The organism is Solibacillus sp. FSL K6-1554, assembly GCF_038005185.1.
Taxonomy (GTDB): Bacteria; Bacillota; Bacilli; order Bacillales_A; family Planococcaceae; genus Solibacillus; species Solibacillus silvestris.
Map to the genome: position 1 here is coordinate 2,551,466 of NZ_JBBOSS010000001.1, position 18,865 is coordinate 2,570,330.

Consider the following 18,865-nt stretch of genomic DNA (forward strand, 5'->3'; position numbering starts at 1 on the left):
ATCCGTGACACCTACAAAAATGAGGCATAAAAGCAGAAAGGAGATGCAGAAACATCCTGTCATCTCCTAATCTAACTCCATTTAAAATGCCTACGTATTAATTAGAAGTGTTTGCTAAAGCTTCCGCACGCTCTTTTTCCCATGCCTCTTTAGCAGACTTAAATTCTTCATTACTCATTGGCTTTTCTAGGATAGACTGACCTTTAAACTTCTCGGATGTAACACCAAATGGCGAATATTGTGATTCAAATGGATTTAACTTTGAAGCAGTGTAACCGCCGCCGCCTACAGCGTACGGAATAACAAATGCTTCCTCAATTAAAAATGCCTCTGCCTTTGCAAATAGCTCATAACGAACTGCCGGATCTACTTCTGCTTTTGCAGCTTCAACCAGCTTGTTATATTCACTGTTATAACCTTCTGCCATTTCCGGCTTGTTATATGTTCCGCCCTCTGTAAATGGATCTGTATACGTTGACGGGTCAGCAAAGTCAGGACCCCAGTTTGCTTCGATCATTGAGAACTTACCAGGGCGACGTACTTCCCCAAGGAATCCTGTCGCAGGACCTGCATATAGTTCCACATCGATGTAATCAGCACCTAAAAGGTTTTCAAGCTGCTGTTCCACTACTTGTGAGCGGTTTGCCCATTCTGGTGAACCAGAGTTGTAAGGTAATAATACCTTTACAGGGAATGTTGCTTTACCAGCTAATGCTGCCAATGCCGCCTCTTTATGCTCAAGAGCTAAATCTTTGTTGAATGAATCTGTTTCTGTAATTGCTTTTAGTGGCTCAAGCATTGTGTAATCTACACCTTCCACATCCACAAAGTTCTTCGGTGTAATTGTATTTGACAATAAGTCCTGTGGATTGTAAGGCTCGATCGTTAACATCGCTGATACACGGTCAAGTGCATGATAAAGCGATTTACGGAAATCTTTATTATTTACTGCTACTTTCCAGTTTTCAGGCTCATACTCTGCATCATATTGCGGATCAAAGTTTAATGCATAGAAGTATGTGTAGAAGTTATTAGTATTTTGGCGTACTAAATCTTTTTTGTCGTCACTGTTTAACCATTCATCCAAAATGGATGTCGGTATTAATGCCCCATCAATCTCATCGCGTAGGAACAGTTCAGGTGCAACAGTTGCCGCTTCCTTATTGTATTTATAGCGAATACGATCGATTTTCACTGTTTCTTTATCCCAGTAAGCGTCGTTTTTCACAAGTACACGCTCATTCTGAGGTTCGAATTTATCTAAAATATATGCGCCATTATATAAAATATTCTCACGAGTCGTTCCGAAAGCATCACCTTTTTCAGCTAAGAACTCCCCATTCACAGGGAAGAAACATACATAATTCAGCATCGATAAAAAGTATGGTGTCGGCGCTTCCAATGTGTATTCAAGTGTCGTTTCATCGATTGCTTTAATACCTACTTGCGAGAAATCCGTTACTTCGCCGTTGTAGAAGGCATCGCCGTTTTTCACGACTGTTGCAATCCACGCTGTCGAAGATTCGTTTTTCGCATCAAGCACATAATTCAAACCATCTACAAAGTCCTGTGCAACAACATTTTCTACATCTTTTCCTTCATGGTCTACCCACTTTACATCATCACGAAGTTTGAATGTCCATACAGTCGCGTCTTCATTGGATTCCCAGCTTTCGGCTAATCCAGGCTTAACTACTCCATATTGGTCATATTCTATTAGACCTTCTACTAAGTTTGCAGATAATGCAAATTCATTTGTTTCTGCTGTTTTTAAATAATTCAGTGTCTTAATTTCTCCGGAATACACTGTTCGATATTCTGATGTTTCACCAGAATCGGATGAATCCCCACAAGCTGCTAATACAAGCACAAACATACACAGTAACGCTAATAAAGATTTCTTCAACTCATTTCCCCCATTTCTCTTTTCTATCTGGCTAAGTAAGCCTCTATTAATAACCCGATACCGGGAGCATCGGTCATCTGAATATTCTCCCCTTCGAAAATCGGCCCCCCTTCAATTGGATCTTCACTGCACAAACTTGGTCCATCTAAATCGACCATTGTGACATTTTTGTTCGCTGCTGCAAAATGCGCAGCTGCACTGACACTAATTTTTGTTTCAAGCATACAGCCAATCATACAAGCGACACCATTTGCCTCTGCAATCTGGTTAATTTGTTGTGCTTTTGAAATACCCCCCGTTTTCATCAGCTTAATATTTATTAAATCCGCGGCCCGCTTTTCAATGACCTCGATCGCTTGCTTTGGAGAGAATACACTTTCGTCTGCCAGAATATTTGTATACGTATTGCTCGTAACATACTGCATACCCCTCACATCGCTGTAATGTACAGGCTGTTCAACGAGCTCAATATCTGCCCCTTTATCTTCAAGCTGATTAATGATTTTTACAGCTTCTTTTGCTGTCCACCCTTGGTTGGCATCAACTCTTAACGTAATTTCCGGACCAACTGCTTTTCTAATTGCCAGAACACGTTCCACATCTTCAGCCGGGGTTTTGCCGACTTTAACTTTTAAAATGGAAAATCCGCGTTTAACAGCTGCTATACTATCCTTCACCATTTCATCCGTGTCATTCACACTAATGGTGATGTCCGTAGTAATATTTTTTCGGTAGCCTCCAAGCAATTTATAAAGCGGGGCATTATACTGTTTTGCCCAGAGATCATAAAGTGCAATTTCCACCGCCGCTTTAGCGCTCGTATTGTGATAGAGACATGCATCGACTCGTTGGGATAGCAGCGCAATTTCATCAATTTCAATTCCAATAATAGCTGGTGCAATGACTTCTTCTATTGCATAGCGGATCGAGGAAATAGTCTCTCCGGTAATGACATGTGTCGGCGCTGCTTCCCCGATACCGATTAGACCATTGTCGGTATAAATAAAGACGACGATATTTCGAATACTATGTACTGTGCGAAGTGCTGTTTTAAACGGGGTAATAAGTGGTGCCTCGACCAGCCCCACCTCAACCTTTGATATCTTCATAAATTCACCTGCTTTATGTTAAAAATTGTAACAGTCTCAACACCTCGAAATAATCGGTTGTTTTGAACTGGACTGTATTATGCGGCTTAAATGTCGCGCCCGGATAAAACGAATTCCGGTATGCTTTAATATGATCCTTATAAATAATTTCTACGGTAAAATGCTTCGGCAATTCAATTTGAAGCTTTGTTCGGTCAATCTTCATTGATTGTTCTACAAGATATTTTGTCTGTTTCAATGTCGTTTGCGGACTTACATTAATTGTTGCATGACCGACTCCTTCTTTTGTCGCGAATGTGACAATTTGGTCATTGTAACGGGCGATATGCTCCGTTAATGCCTGATCCCCGCTAACAAAAGCAACCGGCACATCATGCAGTGCAGCTGCATATGTATTGATTAAGAATTCACTTGCATATTCCCCGTTTATTTTGACATCTGCCAATAAGCTCAGTGTATGTGCAAGCGGGTTCTTCTCACTGCCGCCTTCACTGTGATAGCCAATAAAAATCGCACGGTCAAAACTGCTGTCCAGTCCCGCTACCATGCACATCGGCTCTTGCGTCCAACCGCGTATGATTTTTACGTTTTCTGGCAAGTTTTCAATAAGAATATTTCGACCGGAGTCATGTGCATCTTTCAGTAAAATTTCTGTGGCACCGCCTGCAAATGCGCCTTCGATTGCCGCCAGCACTTCTTTTGTCATCTGTTTTTGAAACTGTGCATAATCCGGAGCGTTAAGTTCGGTTTCACTCCAAACCGTTGTGCCCGTAATCCCCTCGATATCCGCACTTATATATACTTTCATTTATTTAGATACCCCTTCCATTTATCATTAAATTCATCAGTGTAGAATAATATTTTTAAAGATTTAGATTTTTCTGTCTTTTATTTATAATCTATAAAATACCATACTTATTTCGATTGTGGAAGTTTTTTCTAATAGTTTTCAAAATAAAAAAATAAATATTCTAAACGCGAAAGCCTTTGATAAATCACACTATTTGTTAATTATTTAAATCATATTATCCCAATAGATATTATATTTTCATAAGAAAAAAAGCCTTCTACATAGGAACTATATAAAAGACTAAATAAGCTATTAAGTTTACCTAACGAAAAAATACATTATTCGACAAAATTATAGCTTTGGACTGTATGATTATTTCGCCCAGTTGTAGTTGTAGCTTGTGACAAAGAATTGAGGATCGCTTCTTCTGTCGCTTCGGCAGCTGCCATAAATAATGTGTTCATGACGTCATGATCTTCTCTTAACTGGCGGCGACTTTCCTGTTCTCCCTCAAATTGATGCTGCACTGTGCGGGCTGTTGTAAAGCCAATGACAATATCTCCGCTTCCATGGGAAAAGTGGCTGCCGGTTCTCCCTAACCCTATCCCGCAACGCTTTATAACTCGTTTCAACTGGCGGCTACTTAATGGGGCATCTGTCGCCATTACGATCATAATAGAGCCGTCTGTCGGACTAATTGTCGATTCCCTATTTTCAGCAGTAACCTTATATCGGTCTGTTAAAAATTCACTCGCCTTTCCAAAGTTACTCAATACAAGGCACCCGACAGTATATTTTTGACCTCCCCGATCTTCAACAATGCGGGAAGAGCTACCAATCCCGCCTTTATAGCCAAAGCAAACCATACCTCTTCCTGCTCCGACAGCGCCCTCTTCTATTTCATCTGTTTTAGCTTGCTGTATTGCTTCAATTGCATGCTCAGCTTTAACAGGAAAATGGCGGATGGAATTTAAATGACTATCATTACATTCCCCGACAATTATATTGACTGTCCCCGTCGAAATTCCTATCTCTTCGTTTTGTTCAAGTAAATATTGAAGTGTCCCCTGTGCTACATTCGGCACACCGAATGTATTGGTGAGCATGATTGGCGACTCAATTACACCAAGTTCATCTACTTGAACGAGACCAGTTGTTTTCCCGAAACCATTTAGTATATAGCTGGCAGCTGTCACCTTTTCACGGAAAAGATTGCCGCTATGCGGTAAAATAGCTGTTACACCAGTACAGGCCACATCACCTGAATTATTTAACGGATAATTCAAAGTTACATGCCCGACACTCACACCTTCAATATCTGTAATGCAGTTTTTATCCCCTGGAGGCAATTGCCCAATTGTTATCCCCATTTCACGTACTTTCATTGTTTGTTCTCCTTTAGTAACTATTGTATAGATTTATCGTAAACAACTTTTTCCAAAAAGAAAACAGAAAAAAGACACGCTCCCGATTAGGTCGTATCTTTCCGTCGTGTGAAAGGGTTTGAGTTGCTTTATTTCACAAAATTAAATTTCCAAAATTCCTCTTGTCCAACGATCCACAAAGCTTTCAAAAGTAATGCCATATTTGTTATACACTTCATGATAAACAAAGTAAATTCCCAGTTTGTCTAGCAATTCATCATTAATCCGCATTAAGATCACTCACTTTCGATTATTTAGATGATGGACTATTCAGCGCCATGCAATTCATATCTATTCTAATCATGCCCAGAGTGGCGAACGTTATTCATGACCAATCAGTCTCTGAATATTCGACTGATTATAATCTGTTACAATTTTTTCACAATCTGTTTAAAAATCCAGGCGAATCTTTCATCACAATTTAGTAAGATGAATGAAATGACAGCATTGGAGGGAATCTAATGAGAAGATTTAGTTTAGTACTATTAACTACAATTTTAATGGCTGGATGTGGTGATACGGTAGCTGACATGAAAGAGGCGGCGGCAGGTATTAATACAAAAGCAAATGAAGCAGCTTCAGCGATTTCAATCGATGTCCATTCCATTCGAGCAACTGAAATTGAATTCGACAAACAAACTTTTACTATTAACGATTTATTTAAGACTATATTACGCGATGTGCAATGGGATTATGACGATAACAGAGAAACACCGCAGTTAAAAATTACAGGTACTTGGCAAGATAACGGCTTATTTGCCACACATTCATTTACTGCTAGCCAAAAAGAACTCTTAAAAGAAAATGGCCAAGTAGAAGTCATTCTTTCATTTAAAAATGACAATATGGATGAATCCAAAACAAAAGTATCCATGCATATGAATGGACAGACACTTGTAAACGAAGACGGTCAGGAAATTCTTCATCACTTTTATAAAACCTACATACATTAAATGCCTTTAGTTTGTTTTCATTCAAACTTTCTATCCACTTTGTTTAGTAATAATACATGAGGGAATATAAATAATATCTAAACTTTGAGGAGGTCATAGTATGTCAAACGGATTTACAGATAAACTAAAAGGTGCAGGAAATAAGATTAAAGGTGAAGTAAAAGAAGAAATCGGTAAAAATACAAATGATCCATCTTTACAAGTAGAAGGTCAGCGCGATCAGCTAAAAGGCGAAACTCAGGAAAGAGTTGCTGATGTCAAAGATAAAATTACAACAAAAATCGATGAATACCGAAAATAATGTTTAACGACCGAAACTAGTAAATTTCATAATTACTAGTTTCTTTTTTTTGCGTTAAAATAGTTAATAAACTCTATTTTCCCGCCAAGTACTTTAGAATCAATTAAAAGGAATATTTTTATATTAATATAATCTCACTTTAAATTTATAGGAATTTTGGTATACTTTAGTTAAAATACACATTACTTTTTAAAGGGGAAGTTAGAATGACCATAGATCAATTTATACCCCTATCAAAAGACCGCTTATTTAATTGGCTAAAAACCTTAAGTAACCAGCTTTCGAAAGGATCGCTCATCATTGATGTAAATGATGAAAATTTACCTATTTTACATGCTAATTCACATTTTTTAAAACTGACCTCATTTAAAATGAATGAATTGCTCCATCAAAATATCAACATTTTCAATGGTCACAGAACGAATCAAACATCAATCGAAGAATTAAATTTACATTTAAAATCAGGCGTAGCAAAAAAATTTACGATTTTGCATTATATGAAAGAAGGTTCCGCTTTTTGGAATTCGATTACCCTTCATCCGATTCGAAATGAAGACAATGTCATTCAATATATTTTAATAACATGTGAAGATACAACAGAAGCAGAGTTAAATAAAATGGTTTATAAATTGGAGCATGAAGTGTATGAAGCAATCGATCATGAAGACAATCTGCAATCGATTTTAAATTTAATTACGGAGAAAATTGAACTTTTCTATATTCGCGATGTATATTGTGCCATACATATTTTCAATGAAAATTGTGAAGTCAAATCGTTAGGCACACATTCTTTACCATTGCCGATTATTAATGAACTCGATATATTGGAAATTTCGCCTAATACAGGTCTGAATTCGAATGCCGTTTATTTAAAGGACTTTGCAGACAAAGACCAGCATAAAGCACTTTTTAACTATTGGAATCTTAACCATGTTCAAGGCTCATGGACAAAGCCTATATTAACACCTCACAATGAAGTAAGCGGCATTTTGACCCTGTTCAATCAAGATGCAACGGAGTTAAAGCAAATCGATATCAATTATTTAAACCGATTGGCTCTGCTGATTCAATTAGCCATTAAATATGCTGAACAAAAAATCGAGCTTAGCAGACTTGCCTTTTTTGATGTTGAAACAAATTTACCAAACCTCCATTATTTTAAGTCTGAATTATCAGAATTAATTAATGCCGGTCGCTCAGGAATGGTCGCCATCCTCCATCCTACTGAGTTTAATAAGGTCGTTGATTTATATGGAAGGAATGCTGGTGCCGATATACTACGTCAAGTAGCAGATCGTATGCAAGTTTACTTTCCAAATGGTGATGCACTCATTTCACGATTTTCAAATTCGCTCATTTTAGGAAAAGTAAACGAAAGTGATTGTTTCCTTGCCTATAATCAGCATCTCGAGTCTTTGACACAAATGCCTTATAAAATCGACGGAAAAGAAATCTATATAACATTAAAAATCGGTTATACAATCTTTAATCAGTCAATGACAGTCGAACAGAGCATACATCAGGCGGATATTGCCTTATCCAATGCACAGAAGCGTACTGGGACGAGCTATTCTATATATGAAGATAATAGTACTAAACAACTGACTGAAGAAATGGATATCCTCAATCAATTGGCTTATGGGCTTCAACATGAAGAGTTCGAAGTTTATTTGCAGCCTAAAATTAACTTCCAAACAATCGAAGTGGAAGGTTTTGAAGCACTATCTCGCTGGAATTCAAGCAAACTCGGGTTTATTTCGCCGGTAAAATACATCCCGATCGCAGAACAAACCGGAAAAATTAAAGCGATTGATTTACTGAATTTCAAACAGATCCTTATCTGGCTTGAAAATCGTATGAATGAAAATAAAAAGATTTTACCGATTGCACTCAATATTTCGCCGGACCATTTTTACGACCCGGATTTCCTGGAGAATATAAGAAATATATTCTATCAATATAATGTGCCTCCTCATTATATTAAACTGGAAGTAACCGAAAGCATTGAATTGGTAGATTTTAAAAAAGCAAAAGAGATTTTGAATCAACTAAGACTAATGGGCATCGAATGTTCGATTGATGACTTTGGAATTGGCTTTTCATCATTAAGCTATTTACCACAATTGCCCTTTTCAGAAATTAAAATTGACCGCAGCTTCGTCAGTTCAATGAATGAACCTGGAATGTATGCAATCGTACAAACAATCATCCAATTGGCTAAAAATATTGAAATGCGTCCCATTGCTGAAGGTATTGAAACAGAAGAACAGCTGGCAATGCTTCAACAACTCGGCTGCCCTGCTGGTCAAGGCTATTATTTTTATAAACCGATGTCCATTACCGAAGCAGAACAATTACTGGACACACAAAAAACAGCTGACGAGAAGTAATTCACTTTCCGTCAGCTGTTTCTTTAGTTTAAATTGTTCGGTAAATCTTTCGATAAGAATGCGATTAAATCATGTAGATTTTGTTCGCTCACCCCATGGCCTACCGGATATGTTCGAAATGTAACGTCTGTATCATAGTCATTGAAAAAACGAACGGCATGCTCTGCCCATTCAATCGGATAATCATAATCATATTCTCCGTGAGATATAAAGATTTTTGATTTATCCATCGTTTTTTTACTATATTCAAGTGCAGCGAATTCCGGTAAATATCCGCTCAATGCTGCTGTTCCACGAATGGCATTGCCCATCACCATTGCAAGTGACTGTGCCATTGCTGCCCCCTGGTTAAAGCCAACAACATAAATTTGCTGTTCATCTAAATTGAATTCCCAAATTGCTTCCTTTATAAAGGATTCAATTCCTTTCAGCACTTTATCAAAAATTGCACGATTTGGCTTACCTTCTTCTTCAAATGTATAAAAAGCATAGCCAGGGCGATGTTTTATCGGCCCTTGCAAGCTAAAAATATGACAATGTGTTGAAAACGAATCAACAAGTTGAAGTAAATCGTTTTCATCGCTCCCTAATCCATGCAGCAAGAAAATCGCAGGTTGCTTATCTGCCTCAACTTTAGGTGCTTTGTGTAAATAAATAAATGGTGTATTCATTTTATATCTCCTTTTAAGAAAGCGTCATTTTATTGACAAGCTGGTCCGTGTAATAAGCCATATAGCCATCCAGCAATTTGATTGTTTCCTCAATATCGCCTTCTGTTAAAATTGTTGCATTTTTGGCACAGGCAACCGTCAAAAAATCAATCCGGTACGCATGTTCCACAGATGCATACGCATAATCGTAAATCACATCTTCATCTTCTACCTTTAATGCTTCATATTGCTGATGGAATGCTTTTTTGTAATCATCCATTTTCTCTCCGACACTGTTACGGATTTGCATTTGCTGCGCCATTAGTTCGTTTTCAATATAAGAAACGGTCGGCACTTTTCCTGTACTTAATGTTTCCCGGACAAGATCAGTCCATGCCATTTTATTTTCCACGTAATATGCGATATTCAACATTAAGCGATCATAAAAATCAGTCGTTGAAGTGGAAGAAGCTCGTTTTTCATCGATATTTTTTTGAAGCATCGTTTCGAATTTTTCTAGGTCCGCTTTATTCGATAGAAAATAAAGTGTCTGCTCGATATATGTAGTAATTTCCTTTTGCTTGTTTTCTGCTGTCATCATTCATCCACATCCTTCATCTGATTCTTCCGTAATTCTTTATTATCGTACCATTCCTTCAGTAAAATCGCACGCCTTCCAACTATATGTATGGCATATTGTATATGAATCTGGTCTTTTTGCCAAAGCTTTTTTCTTGTTACTTTAATCATTATATTGGATTTCAGATTTATAGTGAAAAGAAAAAATGCCACTTGCCATAGTAGACAAGTGACATTTTGAGCTTCGAATTAAAGTGCTTTTACTTTCGCAACTACATTTTCTACTGTGAAGCCGTATTCTTTTAACACAATTTTCTCTGGAGCCGATGCACCAAATTTATCAATTGCCAATACATCCCCTTCAAAGCCAACATATTTATGCCAGCCAAGTGATGCACCCATTTCAATTGCTAAACGTTTCGTTACAGCTTTTGGTAATACAGATTCTTTGTATTCCTTCGACTGCTTTTCAAAGCGGTCCATTGATGGCATTGACACAACAGATGCGTCAATCCCTTCTGCCAGTAATGCTTTTTTTGCTTCCACTGCCAAGCCTACTTCAGAACCCGTTGCAATTAACAAGGCATCCGGAGTTTCTTTAGATGAAGCTGAAACAACATAGGCACCTTTTTCAACACCCTCGTATACTGTCTCTTTTGCAACATCCAACACCGGCAAGTTTTGACGGGATAATACTAATACAGTTGGGTTTGATTTGCTTTCTACAGCTAATTTCCATGCTGCTACAGATTCATTTGCATCTGCAGGACGGATAACCGAAAGATTCGGCATCGCTCTTAATGATGCTAAATGCTCGATTGGCTCATGTGTCGGACCGTCTTCACCTACTGCAATTGAGTCATGTGTAAATACATATGTTACAGGTAATCCCATTAATGCAGATAATCGAATTGCTGGTCGTACATAGTCAGAGAATACGAAGAAAGTACCGCCAAATACATTTAAACCGCCATGTAATGCCATACCGTTCAGCGCAGCACCCATTGCAAATTCACGAACACCAAACCAGATGTTACGGCCTTCCGGAGTTTCAGCAAAGAAATCACCAGCGCCTTTAATTGTTGTTTTGTTTGAGCCTGCCAAGTCAGCAGAACCGCCGAAGAATGATGGCGTTGTTTTTGCAATGGCATTGATTGCATCACCAGATGATGAACGTGTAGCTACTGCAGTACCTGCTTCATAGACTGGTAATTCAGAAGCAAAGTTCTCCGGTAATTTGTTTTCCATAGCATTTACAAATTGGGCAGCCAGTTCCGGGTATTCATTTTTATAGCTTTCGAATAGTTCATTCCATGCTGCTTCTGCTTGTACACCTTGTACTTCGCTTGCTGCTTTAAATGTCTCATACACTTCCGCAGGAACAGCGAATGGCTCATGTTCCCATGCGTATGCAGCTTTTGTTAAAGCAACTTCATCAAATCCTAGTGGTGCACCGTGTGAATCTGCTTTACCAGATTTGTTAGGAGAACCAAAACCGATGACAGTTTTCACTTCGATTACAGTTGGGCCGCCAGTGTTTTGTTTCGCTTTTTCAATCGCTGAATTAATTTCCACGATATCTGTACCGTCTGTAACTTTTAAATAGTTCCAGCCGTAAGATTCGAAACGTTTTTGGATGTTTTCCGAGAATGACTTTTCTAAATCACCATCAAGTGAAATGTCATTTGAATCATAAAGTACAATTAATTTATCCAATTTTAAGTGACCTGCAAGAGAAATTGCTTCTGCAGCAACACCTTCCATTAAATCTCCGTCACCGCATAGTGCAAACGTATAGTGGTCAACAATCTCTTTGCCTGGCTTGTTGTATGTTGCTGCCAAGTGACGTTCAGCCATAGCCATACCTACTGACATGGCAATACCTTGTCCTAATGGACCAGTTGTCGCTTCAACACCAACTGTATGACCATATTCAGGATGTCCCGGTGTTTTTGAATTCCATTGACGGAAGTTTTTGATTTCTTCCATCTCTAAACCATAGCCACCCAAATGTAATAAACTATATAAAAGCATGGAACCATGTCCAGCTGATAATACGAAACGGTCGCGATTATACCAATTAGGATTTTGTGGGTTATGGCGTAATTGCTTCGTCCACAATGTATAGGCCATAGGTGCAGCACCCATTGGTAAACCTGGGTGACCAGAATTTGCTTTTTCAATTGCGTCGATTGATAATGTACGGATTGCGTTAATTGCTAACTGATCCATCTGTTGTGTCATTATGTGACATCCTTTCCTCGTACGATATTTATACCTTTTATAGTGTAGACAAATTCTCACAAGAAAACAATAATTTCTAAAAACGTCATCTAAAATATGTCATACTTAATATTAAATGTGACATATTAATGAAATGTTATTAGTTTAAGAATTTCTTCTGTGATTTTATTTGTTTTAATTTTTCAGGTGTCACATCATTGCCCTCTTCATCAATTACTTTCACATGCTCGATTGTATCGCGCATTGTGGAACGGAATGTATCTAAATACTCTTTGCGCAGCGCAGTGCGTTCCTTCGCTTGCTCTTCCGTCAATTTACCTTCTTTCGCTAATTTAGAAAGCTCATTAATTCGAGCTATTTTCTCTTTTGATAACATTTGAATCTCACCTTTCTTCCTACCTACTACAAAGGTATAAAAAAAACGACTTGAAGACAAGTGTTTACTCTTCAAGTCGCTCCATATATTCAATATATCTTCTATGTACGGTCGCTTTACTGATGGAAATGCCCAAACCAGACAATGTCGTAGCAATTTCTGCAAATGTTAAGCCTTTCTGGCGTAGCTGGACGATTTCTTCAACAGGGACTTCTTTACGTTCACGCCCTTCAATATTACCGCGGTTTTTTAAATTGTTTTGGGGCTGGTAGCCATTTTCTACAGCACGACGCATTCCCCGGCGGATTTTCGCATTATGCATACGACGCTGGTATTCTTCGACAATTGCTAAAATTTCGAGCAGCATTGTATCCATTTCGTTTAATACGACAGGACCTGCATCATTCAATGTATATACTGTCGCTTCATATTTTTGCAATAGGTGAAGTACTGCCATACGTGCATTACCGCGCCCTAACCGTGTTTCGTCCTGTACAAATAACGCTTTGACGCCGTCTTCTTTCATATAGTCAAGCATATCGAGCAGTCCATCTCGGTCCACATCATATCCGCTATGCTGATCCATGAAAATCTCCACATCATTATAGCCGAATGTTTTCGCATACTTTGTCAGCTCTTCTTGCTGACGTACTAGTGACGTTTCCTGTGTATTTTTATCCGTACTGACACGGCAATAAATTACTGCTTTAGTTTTTATCATTGTTCCCTCTCACTACTTTAATCGATTGCATATCAGTGGATTCATTCAGCTGGGCAATGTATTGTGAATCTTTTTCTACAGGTACAACCAGTACTTGTCCTAAAACAACTTTTTCATCCAGCAATCCGTTTTCCTTTTTCACTTCATCGATCCAATCATGCTTAGCCATTTTACCACGATATTGTTCTGCCAACGACCATAAAGTATCGCCATGCTCTATGCTAACGTGTTCGTATAATTCTATTTTATCGTCCTGCATCATGAATAAAGTAATCATAAGTACAGAGAATAGTAGAAACATTGATGTAAAGCCATTTAGTTTAGTTTTTTTCATTTGTAAAACCCTCTTTCGAATATATGTTCGGAATATTTGTTCTCATAATAATACGAACATATGTTTTTGTCAACCGTTTTTTCGAACTTATGTTTGCATTCGTGTTCGCATACTGCTATACTTACTTTAAGAAAAATAGCATGATAAAGAGGTGAGTTAGTTGACACAAAAAATTTCAAAGCGGCAGCAGGCTATTCTAACTTTTATAAAAGAGGAAGTTCGTTCTAAAGGCTATCCGCCATCAGTACGCGAAATTGGAGAAGCGGTAGGTTTAGCTTCCAGTTCAACTGTCCACGGGCATTTAGCTCGTTTAGAAAGTAAAGGGCTTATTCGTCGTGACCCTACTAAACCGCGTGCCATTGAAATATTGGACCAGGAAGAGATGAACATCACCAAACAAGGTGTCATCCATGTTCCGTTAATCGGTAAAGTTACAGCTGGTCTGCCTATTTCTGCAATCGAGGATATTCAGGAATATTTCCCGTTGCCGGATGCATACGGCTCACCGGAAGAAGAACTATTTATGCTTGAAATTATGGGTGAATCCATGATTGAAGCCGGAATTTTAAATGGGGATTATGTAATCGTCAAAAAAACGTCTACCGCGAACAATGGAGAGATTGTTGTAGCAATGACGGAAGATGATGAAGCGACAGTCAAACGCTTTTACAAAGAAAAAACTCATTTCCGCTTACAGCCTGAGAACAGTTCAATGGAGCCGATCATTGTCAATCAGGTTTCTATTTTAGGTAAAGTAGTCGGCCTCTATCGAAATATTCATTAATCAGAAGCTTGCCATTCTAATAGAATCGGCAAGTTTTTTAATGAAATAAAAAAACTCAGCCGTAAACGACTGAGCCTTTTATTACTTATGGCATGCTTCTATAAAACTTTTAAATAAGCGCTGTGCATAAACATCCCCGTTTGGCGCCAATTCTTCCGGGTGCCATTGTACCGCCACACAATACGGATGGGATTCGTGTTCAATTCCTTCAATAATGCCGTCTTTCGCAACTGCCGAAACAAGAAGTCCTTCCCCTAACTTTCCTACAGATTGATGGTGAAATGTGTTAACACGGAATGTTTCTTCTGTAAAAATCTCCTTAAATTTCGGTGTCTTCACTTCAACGGTATGTGCCAATTCTCCACGCTTTGAAGGTTGTTTATGTAAGATTATATTCTCCACCTGTGATGGTATATCCTGAATTATCGTACCTCCGAATGCAACATTCATAATTTGTTGTCCACGGCAAATACCTAGAACAGGCATTTGTCTTTTAAAGGCTGCCTTCATTAATAAAAGATCGCTGTCATCACGCTTTCTAACAACACTACCGATATGACGGTGCGGTTCCTCATTAAACAATAATGGATCGATATCCGCTCCACCAATTAATACGAGGCCATCAACTAAATTTAATACTGCTTCTACGTTTTCTTCCGTAGCATTCGGTATACAAATTGGTATACCCCCCGCTAGTTCTATCGACGTCAAATATGCGTTGTTTATATCCAATTTCTTGTCAAAATCATACATTGTTAATCCAATAATCGGTTTCATTCATTCTATCCCCTTACAATTTAAAGATAATTCCAATTATTTAAATTATACTATTTCGTTAAGCTATGTTACTACAAAAATATAAAAGGATTGCCTGATTGCAACCCTTTCCCTTTTAAACAATTTCCAGTTGTTTTATAAAATACTGTTTAATTTCTTTCCAGTTGTTCACACGCATGAAACCTTCTTCTGATCGATTGTACGGCATCGAATACAATATACCTGTTCCTTTAAATGACTTGAGTTGGCGTGGGCTATCGTCAATTAAATAATCAGTATGTATTACCGCTTTATTTCCACAAAACACTATGTTCTGTGTTTTGATAAATGGTAAATACTCCATTAACCAATCGTACTTCGCTGTAAATGACCCGGGTACATCCATGGCAGCTGTCGCAATATAAATCTCATAATGCTCCTGCAGCTCTCGAATGACATCAATTGCATCTTCATCCAGTACTTTTAAATCTCTGAAATAGCCGGGCTCATTTAATAGAGCAAATAATTTTTTCGCATCTTCTCTAGGTAAATCGCGCTGTGTCGTCAGAAGAAATTCTTCATCGGTAAAATTTGTCCCGAAATTCTCGTTATATGTAACACATAATTTCGAATAAAAGTCAGCCAGCACCTGGTCCATATCGATGGCAATGCTTTTTTTCATGTAATAGCCTCCTTGAAAATTCCTAATTTTAGTTTATACAATTGTATGGCGAAAAAACAAGGTATAACTCTTTACAATTAACAGCGTACATATTTACGTTTAAAGCCGATTCGTCCTTTTTCCACCTGTTTTTCTATTTCAGCAAAAGCGTGCAGCAAACCCGGCTTTTTCCCTTCACGTTTCGTTTCAATTGGCCCGATTTCCTTAGCGAATTGGACAGCCTCTTCATGTAGAGGTTTAAATGAAACACCTACTGTCATGACAAAGTTATTCATTGCTACTTGTGTACGTGGTGGTGCTTGACGGATATTTTGTTTTACATACTCAAGCATACCCAATAATTTTTCTTTTGAAAATTCTTCATCTTTACGATTGCCGAGCTGCCAGCAGTAACAATGCCAACCTGCCGACATTTTTAGTTCCTCACCACTTGCAATCCATTTATCGCTTACTTCTTGCGCAATATCGGATTCAGCCAAAGTCACTGCAACAACATAATCGGAAATCATATAAAAATAGGCTTGTTCAATCCAGCGATCGTAATCTTCTTCAGTCATTGCTTTCGGATCCGCAATAACCCCGGCAAAATACATTGCATCATAGTTGCCTGTCGCATAAAGCTGTTCAGCCAGCTCCTGATTTATTTTTATTTGTTTTACATACGGTTTCATCGAGCCAGTCGTTACACCGAATAACGGCTCCTTTGCTCCATTGGACATATAAATCTTTTTTGTACGCTCTTTACCCAATGCCTCTAATTCTTGCATCATTGTATCAAGTTTCATAATAGCCTCCTTATGTTCAATCGGTAAATTTTAATCCTTCTTATTATACGATTTATATACTTATCATTCCAAGGTACTGAAGCATTGGTGATCGCACATTTAAAATTTTTAAAAAATTGGCAATTGATTTAACCGAATAATAAAGCAACCTCTGAACAGAATAATGTCAGGAGGTGATTTTGATGTCAAAAAATAAAAACATCAATAACAAGAATAACGCCGAATTCGGAATGGAAACGGATGTTAACCAAGTAATGCAGCAAAACCAAAAAGCTGAAGCTAAAAAGCAACAAGCTTCTGGTGCGTTTGCAAATAGCGGTTTGCAGAAGAAACCGAATTCAATGAATGCTGAGTTTGGTATGGAAACAAACGTTAACCAGGTGAAACAGCAAAACCAGCAAGCTGAAGCTAAAAAGCAACAAGCTTCTGGTGTGTTTACAAACAGTGGTTTACAGAAAAAACTCACTTCAATGAACGCTGAGTTTGGCATGGAAACAGATGTTAACCAGGTAAAACAGCAAAACCAGCAAGCTGAAGCTAAAAAACAGCAAGCTTCTGGCTCTTACGGTAAAAACCGTTTCCAAAACGGCAATAAATAATGCATTATTGAACCGGCAATTTATATTGCCGGTTTCTTTTATATTATACGAATAAATTACAACAGTTATTTTGGTTAAAATTGAATACGACTATACAAAAAAAATGCAAAAAAAAGAGCTGGAATTTTAGCCCCAGCCCTTTCTTCTTAGTACATTTTCATATATTGGTCGCGTTCCCACTGGTGAACAGTTGAACGGTACATATCGAACTCAATTTCTTTTGCTTCTTTAAAGTTCGCATAGATATGGTTGCCTAATGCTCTTTGAACCACTTCATCTTTTGCTAGTAATGCTAATGCATCATCTAAAGCTGCAGGCAGATTATCGATGCCGTTAGCTTTACGCTCTTCTTCGCTCATTACATAAATGTTTCGGTTAATTGCTGGTGGTGGCGTTGTTTTTTTGCGGATCCCTTCAAGACCCGCCTCTAAAATTACCGCCATCGCTAAATATGGATTTGCTGATGGGTCCACTGAACGAACTTCTACACGTGTTGATACGCCACGAGAAGAAGGAATACGGATTAACGGTGAACGGTTTTGCGCAGACCATGCTACGTAACATGGAGCTTCATAACCTGGTACTAAACGTTTATAAGAGTTTACTGTCGGATTTGTAATTGCAGTAAAACCTTGAACATGGTCAAGCACACCTGCCATGAATTGCATCGCTGTTTCAGAAAGCCCTAATTCAGTAGACTCATCATAAAATGCATTTTCTTTTCCTTTAAATAAAGAAACGTTAAAGTGCATTCCCGATCCAGCTTCACCGAATAAAGGTTTTGGCATGAACGTCGCATGTAAACCGTGCTTACGTGCAATTGTCTTAACAACTAATTTAAATGTTTGGATGTTGTCGCATGCAGTAATAGCATCCGCATATTTAAAGTCAATCTCATGTTGACCCGGTGCAACTTCATGGTGAGAAGCTTCAATTTCAAAGCCCATTTCTTCCAATTCCAATACGATATCTCGACGGCAGTTTTCACCTAAATCTGTCGGTGCCAAGTCGAAATAGCCGCCGTGGTCATTTACTTCCAAGCTTGGCTCGCCTTTTGCATCCAGTTTAAATAGGAAAAACTCCGGTTCTGGTCCTAAGTTGAAATCTGTAAATCCTAGTTCTTTCATTTCCTTCAATACTCGTTTCAGGTTGTTACGTGGATCACCTGCAAATGGTGTACCGTTCGGATTGTAAATATCACAGATGAAACGTGCTACCTTCCCTTTTTCAGCTGTCCATGGGAAAATCATGAATGAATCATAATCCGGATATAAGTACATATCCGATTCTTCAATACGTACGAAACCTTCAATTGATGAACCATCAAACATCATTTTATTGTCCAATGCTTTATCTAGTTGGCTTACAGGAATTTCTACGTTTTTAATTGTCCCTAAAATATCTGTAAACTGTAAACGAATGAATTTTACTTGTTCTTCTTCTACTAGACGTTTAATATCGTCTTTTGTATATTTGCCCACT

Annotated in this window: 19 protein-coding genes; 5 read left to right on the forward strand and 14 right to left on the reverse strand. The window is 38.1% G+C overall.

Going from position 1 to position 18,865, the window contains the following annotated elements:
* Positions 1 to 97: 97 nt before the first annotated feature.
* The 4 genes from MHB58_RS12725 to MHB58_RS12740 form a co-directional block, all read right to left on the reverse strand.
* Positions 98 to 1,876 (reverse strand): peptide ABC transporter substrate-binding protein, encoded by a 1,779-nt coding sequence (locus tag MHB58_RS12725; RefSeq protein ID WP_420820141.1) that lies wholly within the window; start codon positions 1,874 to 1,876, stop codon positions 98 to 100.
* A gap of 53 nt (positions 1,877 to 1,929) precedes the next feature.
* Positions 1,930 to 3,015 (reverse strand): mandelate racemase/muconate lactonizing enzyme family protein, encoded by a 1,086-nt coding sequence (locus MHB58_RS12730; protein WP_339262436.1) that lies wholly within the window; start codon positions 3,013 to 3,015, stop codon positions 1,930 to 1,932.
* A gap of 13 nt (positions 3,016 to 3,028) precedes the next feature.
* On the reverse strand, positions 3,029 to 3,823 hold the full coding sequence (locus MHB58_RS12735; protein ID WP_014823397.1) for a M55 family metallopeptidase: 795 nt from the start codon (positions 3,821 to 3,823) through the stop codon (positions 3,029 to 3,031).
* Between the two features lie 320 nt (positions 3,824 to 4,143).
* Positions 4,144 to 5,190 carry a DmpA family aminopeptidase gene (locus MHB58_RS12740; protein ID WP_340735367.1) on the reverse strand — a complete coding sequence of 349 codons (1,047 nt, stop codon included), beginning with the start codon at positions 5,188 to 5,190 and terminating at the stop codon, positions 4,144 to 4,146.
* Between the two features lie 500 nt (positions 5,191 to 5,690).
* Between MHB58_RS12740 and MHB58_RS12745 the strand changes: the two genes are divergently transcribed.
* The 3 genes from MHB58_RS12745 (at position 5,691) to MHB58_RS12755 (ending at position 8,873) form a co-directional block, all read left to right on the forward strand.
* A complete protein-coding gene (locus MHB58_RS12745) occupies positions 5,691 to 6,182 on the forward strand; it encodes a 23S rRNA methyltransferase (protein WP_340735368.1) in 492 nt (163 codons plus the stop codon).
* 100 nt (positions 6,183 to 6,282) lie between these two features.
* The gene (locus tag MHB58_RS12750; RefSeq protein WP_008407565.1) at positions 6,283 to 6,483 is read left to right on the forward strand and encodes a CsbD family protein; all 201 of its coding nucleotides are present in this window, start codon (positions 6,283 to 6,285) and stop codon (positions 6,481 to 6,483) included.
* Between the two features lie 206 nt (positions 6,484 to 6,689).
* On the forward strand, positions 6,690 to 8,873 hold the full coding sequence (locus MHB58_RS12755; protein ID WP_339262442.1) for an EAL domain-containing protein: 2,184 nt from the start codon (positions 6,690 to 6,692) through the stop codon (positions 8,871 to 8,873).
* A gap of 23 nt (positions 8,874 to 8,896) precedes the next feature.
* On the opposite strand, the gene MHB58_RS12760 is transcribed toward MHB58_RS12755, so the two are convergent.
* The 6 genes from MHB58_RS12760 to yneA all read right to left on the reverse strand — a co-directional run bounded on the left by MHB58_RS12760 (position 8,897) and on the right by yneA (position 13,777).
* A complete protein-coding gene (locus MHB58_RS12760; protein WP_339262444.1) occupies positions 8,897 to 9,544 on the reverse strand; it encodes an alpha/beta hydrolase in 648 nt (215 codons plus the stop codon).
* A 13-nt stretch (positions 9,545 to 9,557) separates the two neighbouring features.
* A complete protein-coding gene (locus MHB58_RS12765) occupies positions 9,558 to 10,124 on the reverse strand; it encodes a hypothetical protein (protein WP_008407572.1) in 567 nt (188 codons plus the stop codon).
* A 227-nt stretch (positions 10,125 to 10,351) separates the two neighbouring features.
* The gene (tkt, locus tag MHB58_RS12770) at positions 10,352 to 12,346 is read right to left on the reverse strand and encodes a transketolase (RefSeq protein ID WP_339262446.1); all 1,995 of its coding nucleotides are present in this window, start codon (positions 12,344 to 12,346) and stop codon (positions 10,352 to 10,354) included.
* 139 nt (positions 12,347 to 12,485) lie between these two features.
* The gene (locus MHB58_RS12775) at positions 12,486 to 12,722 is read right to left on the reverse strand and encodes a DUF896 domain-containing protein (protein ID WP_008407575.1); all 237 of its coding nucleotides are present in this window, start codon (positions 12,720 to 12,722) and stop codon (positions 12,486 to 12,488) included.
* Between the two features lie 64 nt (positions 12,723 to 12,786).
* Positions 12,787 to 13,443, reverse strand: coding sequence for a YneB family resolvase-like protein (locus MHB58_RS12780; protein WP_065215642.1), 657 nt, complete (start codon positions 13,441 to 13,443; stop codon positions 12,787 to 12,789).
* A complete protein-coding gene (gene yneA, locus MHB58_RS12785) occupies positions 13,430 to 13,777 on the reverse strand; it encodes a cell division suppressor protein YneA (protein WP_340735369.1) in 348 nt (115 codons plus the stop codon). The genes MHB58_RS12780 and yneA overlap by 14 nt, the downstream gene beginning before the upstream one ends.
* Positions 13,778 to 13,937: 160 nt before the next feature.
* On the opposite strand from yneA, the gene lexA reads away from it, so the two are divergent.
* Positions 13,938 to 14,561, forward strand: coding sequence for a transcriptional repressor LexA (gene lexA / locus MHB58_RS12790; protein ID WP_008407580.1), 624 nt, complete (start codon positions 13,938 to 13,940; stop codon positions 14,559 to 14,561).
* A gap of 81 nt (positions 14,562 to 14,642) precedes the next feature.
* Here lexA and MHB58_RS12795 read toward each other — a convergent pair whose 3' ends face one another.
* The 3 genes from MHB58_RS12795 to MHB58_RS12805 all read right to left on the reverse strand — a co-directional run bounded on the left by MHB58_RS12795 (position 14,643) and on the right by MHB58_RS12805 (position 16,784).
* Entirely contained in the window at positions 14,643 to 15,338 is a 696-nt protein-coding gene (locus MHB58_RS12795) for a gamma-glutamyl-gamma-aminobutyrate hydrolase family protein (protein WP_340735370.1), read from the reverse strand.
* Positions 15,339 to 15,453: 115 nt separating this feature from the next.
* Complete coding sequence (locus MHB58_RS12800; protein ID WP_008407584.1) at positions 15,454 to 15,999, reverse strand: 5' nucleotidase, NT5C type; 546 nt, start codon at positions 15,997 to 15,999, stop codon at positions 15,454 to 15,456.
* A 77-nt stretch (positions 16,000 to 16,076) separates the two neighbouring features.
* Positions 16,077 to 16,784, reverse strand: coding sequence for a DNA alkylation repair protein (locus MHB58_RS12805; protein ID WP_014823388.1), 708 nt, complete (start codon positions 16,782 to 16,784; stop codon positions 16,077 to 16,079).
* A gap of 182 nt (positions 16,785 to 16,966) precedes the next feature.
* Here MHB58_RS12805 and MHB58_RS12810 point away from each other — a divergent pair, with 182 nt between their 5' ends.
* A complete protein-coding gene (locus tag MHB58_RS12810; RefSeq protein ID WP_014823387.1) occupies positions 16,967 to 17,383 on the forward strand; it encodes a gamma-type small acid-soluble spore protein in 417 nt (138 codons plus the stop codon).
* A 146-nt stretch (positions 17,384 to 17,529) separates the two neighbouring features.
* Here MHB58_RS12810 and glnA read toward each other — a convergent pair whose 3' ends face one another.
* Positions 17,530 to 18,864 carry a type I glutamate--ammonia ligase gene (gene glnA, locus MHB58_RS12815; protein ID WP_008407588.1) on the reverse strand — a complete coding sequence of 445 codons (1,335 nt, stop codon included), beginning with the start codon at positions 18,862 to 18,864 and terminating at the stop codon, positions 17,530 to 17,532.
* Position 18,865: the final 1 nt, after the last annotated feature.

Coding starts and splice junctions, on each gene's coding strand:
- MHB58_RS12755 (WP_339262442.1), top strand. CDS start 6,690: ATGACCATAGATCAATTTATACCCCTATCAAAAGACCGCTTATTTAAT.
- MHB58_RS12800 (WP_008407584.1), bottom strand. CDS start 15,999: ATGAAAAAAAGCATTGCCATCGATATGGACCAGGTGCTGGCTGACTTT.
- tkt (WP_339262446.1), bottom strand. CDS start 12,346: ATGACACAACAGATGGATCAGTTAGCAATTAACGCAATCCGTACATTA.
- MHB58_RS12780 (WP_065215642.1), bottom strand. CDS start 13,443: ATGATAAAAACTAAAGCAGTAATTTATTGCCGTGTCAGTACGGATAAA.
- MHB58_RS12730 (WP_339262436.1), bottom strand. CDS start 3,015: ATGAAGATATCAAAGGTTGAGGTGGGGCTGGTCGAGGCACCACTTATT.
- MHB58_RS12765 (WP_008407572.1), bottom strand. CDS start 10,124: ATGATGACAGCAGAAAACAAGCAAAAGGAAATTACTACATATATCGAG.
- MHB58_RS12745 (WP_340735368.1), top strand. CDS start 5,691: ATGAGAAGATTTAGTTTAGTACTATTAACTACAATTTTAATGGCTGGA.
- MHB58_RS12810 (WP_014823387.1), top strand. CDS start 16,967: ATGTCAAAAAATAAAAACATCAATAACAAGAATAACGCCGAATTCGGA.
- yneA (WP_340735369.1), bottom strand. CDS start 13,777: ATGAAAAAAACTAAACTAAATGGCTTTACATCAATGTTTCTACTATTC.
- MHB58_RS12760 (WP_339262444.1), bottom strand. CDS start 9,544: ATGAATACACCATTTATTTATTTACACAAAGCACCTAAAGTTGAGGCA.
- MHB58_RS12795 (WP_340735370.1), bottom strand. CDS start 15,338: ATGAAACCGATTATTGGATTAACAATGTATGATTTTGACAAGAAATTG.
- MHB58_RS12735 (WP_014823397.1), bottom strand. CDS start 3,823: ATGAAAGTATATATAAGTGCGGATATCGAGGGGATTACGGGCACAACG.
- MHB58_RS12805 (WP_014823388.1), bottom strand. CDS start 16,784: ATGAAACTTGATACAATGATGCAAGAATTAGAGGCATTGGGTAAAGAG.
- MHB58_RS12775 (WP_008407575.1), bottom strand. CDS start 12,722: ATGTTATCAAAAGAGAAAATAGCTCGAATTAATGAGCTTTCTAAATTA.
- MHB58_RS12725 (WP_420820141.1), bottom strand. CDS start 1,876: ATGTTTGTGCTTGTATTAGCAGCTTGTGGGGATTCATCCGATTCTGGT.
- MHB58_RS12740 (WP_340735367.1), bottom strand. CDS start 5,190: ATGAAAGTACGTGAAATGGGGATAACAATTGGGCAATTGCCTCCAGGG.
- MHB58_RS12750 (WP_008407565.1), top strand. CDS start 6,283: ATGTCAAACGGATTTACAGATAAACTAAAAGGTGCAGGAAATAAGATT.